Annotated in this window: 4 protein-coding genes; 3 read left to right on the top strand and 1 reads right to left on the bottom strand. The window is 66.2% G+C overall.

The features are described 5' to 3' along the window. Positions 1-331: 331 nt before the first annotated feature. Positions 332-670 carry a DUF3579 domain-containing protein gene (locus tag AC1DYI_RS29085; protein WP_477207601.1) on the top strand — a complete coding sequence of 113 codons (339 nt, stop codon included), beginning with the start codon at positions 332-334 and terminating at the stop codon, positions 668-670. Positions 671-799: 129 nt separating this feature from the next. Here AC1DYI_RS29085 and rpsT read toward each other — a convergent pair whose 3' ends face one another. Then, positions 800-1,096: a 30S ribosomal protein S20 gene (gene rpsT, locus AC1DYI_RS29080; RefSeq protein WP_477207600.1), complete on the bottom strand. Its 297-nt coding sequence runs from the start codon at positions 1,094-1,096 to the stop codon at positions 800-802. Positions 1,097-1,250: 154 nt separating this feature from the next. On the opposite strand from rpsT, the gene murJ reads away from it, so the two are divergent. Both murJ and AC1DYI_RS29070 read left to right on the top strand, forming a co-directional pair. Beyond that, entirely contained in the window at positions 1,251-2,807 is a 1,557-nt protein-coding gene (gene murJ / locus AC1DYI_RS29075; protein ID WP_477207599.1) for a murein biosynthesis integral membrane protein MurJ, read from the top strand. 55 nt (positions 2,808-2,862) lie between these two features. Next, positions 2,863-3,732 (top strand): SirB1 family protein, encoded by an 870-nt coding sequence (locus AC1DYI_RS29070; RefSeq protein ID WP_477207598.1) that lies wholly within the window; start codon positions 2,863-2,865, stop codon positions 3,730-3,732. Positions 3,733-3,864 lie beyond the last annotated feature (132 nt).

Here is a 3,864-nt window from a genome sequence, read left to right as displayed (position 1 = left end):
GTCCAGGTACTGCTTGCCGTTGGTGTCCCAGACGCGGCAGCCTCGGCCATGCGACAGGGCAATCGGCAGGCGCCCGTAGGTGTTCATCACGTGCGGCATCGAGGCGGTCATCGGCTCACTCCTGGCGGCAAAAAGAGAAGGGCCGGACGCGTCAGCTCGGTCACGCGCCAGCCCTCGGGGAATTCTAAAGCGGGCCTGTCGCCACGCCGACGAAGCGCGGGTCACGGACCGCGGAGAGCCCATGCATGCTGCGGCGCAACAACTCCAAGGCACAATACGCCTTTCGCCGTMGACGCCACTGCTCAGGCTGGTGTCGTCCTTGCCCCTGCCGATGTCTTTGCCCAAGCCCCGCGAAGTCTTCATCCAAGGCCAGACCTTGGATGGCCGTACGTTCCGACCCAGTGACTGGGCAGAACGCCTGGCGGGCKCCATGTCGTGTTTCCGTCCCGGTGGGGTGGTGGGCGGCCCCGGCGCCCACATCGGCTATTCGCCTTACTGCGTGCCGACGGTGATCAACGGCGTGAAATGCGTCATCGTCAACGAGGCGCTGCGCGAGATCGAGCCGATGGCCTGGGAGTTCGTGATGAATTTCGCCCGCGACAACGGGCTGCAGGTGGCTGATGCCTGCCTGTTGCCGGACCCGCCACCGAAGGCACGGCCGGGCATGTGACGCCGGCGCGTCGGGGAAAAGCAAAGGGCCCGCATGTCGGGCCCTTGTTGTTTCAGCTGAGCCTTTTGTCAGGCTCAATGAAAAAGGGCCCGCACTGCGAGCCCTTTGCATCCCACCAGGAAAAAKGCTTCAGGCGGCCAGCGCCTTGACCTTGGCCGACAGGCGGCTCTTGTGGCGGGCGGCCTTGTTCTTGTGGAACAGACCCTTGTCGGCGATCGAGTCGATCACGCCCTGGGCGGTCTTGAACAACTCGGTGGCCTTCGACTTGTCGCCGGTGGCAACAGCCTTCAGGACATTCTTGATCGAGGTGCGGAACTTCGAACGCAGCGACGAATTGGCAGCGTTCAGCTTGACGTCTTGGCGGGCGCGCTTGCGGCCCGAGGCCAGGCGCACGGTGCGCTTCTTGGCTTTGGAGGAGGTGGCCATGGGTGTTTAAGATTTTCCGGTGGGAAAAGACTGTCGAGTATAGCATTTTTGGCCACCGGGCCGCAAGAAGGGCTGGCGGATGGTGTCAAGCCGTATTGACCCGCTGGCTACAATCCGCCGCCTTTCACGCCCCGAACAAGCTGCTGGCCCGCCCATGAATCTCCTGAAGGCCGCGTCGACGGTGTCGCTGTGGACCCTGTTGTCGCGCGTGACCGGCCTGGTGCGTGACCAACTCATCGCCAGCCATTTTGGCGCCGGTGCGATCACCGACGCCTTCCAGGTCGCGTTCCGTATCCCCAATCTGCTGCGTCGCTTGTTCGGCGAGGGCGCGTTCTCGACCGCCTTCGTGCCGACCCTGGCCACGACCCGAGCCAGCGAGGGCGACGACGTCACCAAGGCGCTGATCAATGCGGTGACCACGGTGCTGTTCTGGGCCCTGCTGCTGACCTGCATCGTCGGCATCGTCGGCGCGCCGGTTATCGTCTGGATGTTCGGCGCCGGCCTGGAAAGGCTGGACCTCGCGGTCGTGATGACACGCTGGATGTTCCCGTACATCGGCTGCATGTCGCTGGTCGCCCTGTCGGCCGGCATCCTGAACACCTGGCGGCGGTTTGCGTTGCCGGCCGCCACGCCGGTGCTGCTGAACCTGTCGATGATCGGCACGATGCTGCTGCTGGCGCCGTGGCTGAAGAATCACGGCATCGATCCCATCCACTCCTTGTCAGCGGGGGTGATGATCGGTGGCGTCCTGCAGCTGGCGATTCAGATCCCGGCCCTGCGCGGCATCGGCTGTCTGCCCCGCATCGGCGTCAGCCTGGCGGCATGGCGTCAGGCCTGGCACCACCCCGGCGTGCACCTGGTGCTCCGGCAGATGGGGCCGGCACTGCTGGGCGTGTCGGTGGCACAGCTGTCGCTGTTGATCAACACGCAGATCGCTTCGCACCTGGGGCCGGGTGCCGTGTCGTGGCTATTTTTCGCCGACCGCCTGATGGAGTTCCCGACCGCGCTGCTGGGCGTCGCGCTGAGTGTGGTGCTGATCCCGGGCCTGTCGGCCAAACGTGCACAGAACGACGACGTCGGCTACTCGGCCCAACTCGATTGGGGGCTGCGCCTGGTGGTGCTGCTGGCACTGCCGTTCGCGGTGGCGATGGGCTTGTTTGCCAAACCGCTGGTGGCGGTGCTGTTCCACTACGGCAAGTTCAGCACCGAAGCCGTCGAGATGACGGTGCGGGCGCTGCAAGGCTACGGTTGCGGCCTGATGGGCATCATCGGCGTCAAGGTGCTGGCGCCCGGCTTCTTTGCCCAGCAGGACATGCGCACGCCGGTGCGCATCGCCGTGGCGGTGATGATCTGCATCCAGTTGATGAACTTGGTGTTCGTGCCCTGGCTGGGCCATGCCGGCCTGGCCCTGTCGATCGGCCTGGGCGCGTTGCTCAACGCCGGTTGGCTGCTGTGGGGACTGCGCCGCCAGGGGCACTACCAGCCCGGGCCGGGCTGGGCGGGTTTCGTGGCGCGGGTGTTGCCGGCCAACGTGCTGCTGGGCGGCGGCCTGTTCTTCGCGTCCACCGCGCTGGACTGGTTGGGCATGCAAGCCCAGCCCGGTCTGCGCGTCGCCTGGCTGGCGGGCGTGATGGTCGCCTCGGTGCTGGGCTACTTTGGCGTGCTGCGGCTCAGCGGTGTCGACTTGCGCCAGTTTGCACGTCGGGCTTGAACCTTAGGGGGCGCCCTCCCTGGGTCGGCCGAGCCAAAAGTCCTACACTCAAGCCATGAGTTTCCCGCTGCGCCTGGAAGCCATCAGCCCGTTGGAGTATTTCGCGTCGCTGGTGGCCGAGGACGACCATTTTGCGCTGCTGGAGGCCGCCGTTTCGCTGGGACAGGACATCGAGCCTGACCTGGACACCCAGGCGGTGCTGGACCAGATCGAAGCCTTGGGCGACAAGCTCAAGCGCCGCCTGCCTGCCGATGCGAGCGCGATGCACCGGCTGCGCACGCTGAACCGCTACTTCTTCCGCGAACTGGGCTTCGCCGGCAACGTCAATGACTACTACGACGCCGGCAACAGCTACATGCACCAGGTGCTGGCGAGCCGGCGCGGCATCCCGATTTCGCTGGCGCTGGTCTACATCGAACTGGCCGGCCACGCCGGGCTGGTGGCGCGCGGTGTGTCCTTCCCCGGCCATTTCCTGGTCAAGCTGCGATTGCCCAACGGCGAAGCGGTGATGGACCCGTTCAACGGCCGTTCGCTGTCGCGTGAAGAGTTGGAAGAGCGGCTGGAGCCGCTGCGCCGCAAACAAGGCCTGGTCGGCGATTTCGAGGTGCCGTTGGGGTTGTTCCTGCAGTCGGCGGCACCGCGCGACATCATTGCCCGCATGCTGCGCAACCTGAAATCGATCCACCAGCAGTCCGAGGATTTCGCGAGCCTGCTGGCGGTGCAGCACCGCCTGATCTGCCTGCTGCCCGACGCATGGGACGAGCGGCGCGACCGCGGCCTGACCTTCGCCGAACTGGGCCAGCCCGACGCGGCCGCTGAAGACCTGACGGCTTATCTCGACCACGTGCCCGACGCCGCCGACGCCGAGCCGATGCGTCAGATGCTGGCCGAGTTGCGCGATTCACCCCGGCCGCTGCTGCACTGACGGCCAAGCCGATCAGCCGGCTTCGACCTCGCCTTTGGCCTTCTTGAACGGGCTGCGTTGCGGCGGCTCGTCGTGCGCGGCGGTGCGCACCAGCGCGCTGACCAGCAGGTTCAGCGCCGACACCCGGTGGCG

The organism is Ideonella sp. P3_A4 (assembly GCF_056403075.1).
The sequence above is the reverse complement of the archived record's forward strand: the minus strand, read 5'-3'. Positions and strand labels throughout refer to the sequence as shown.

Excerpts from the sequence above, each read along its gene's own strand:
- rpsT (WP_477207600.1), bottom strand. The coding sequence starts at position 1,096 with ATGGCCACCTCCTCCAAAGCCAAGAAGCGCACCGTGCGCCTGGCCTCG.
- AC1DYI_RS29070 (WP_477207598.1), top strand. The coding sequence starts at position 2,863 with ATGAGTTTCCCGCTGCGCCTGGAAGCCATCAGCCCGTTGGAGTATTTC.
- murJ (WP_477207599.1), top strand. The coding sequence starts at position 1,251 with ATGAATCTCCTGAAGGCCGCGTCGACGGTGTCGCTGTGGACCCTGTTG.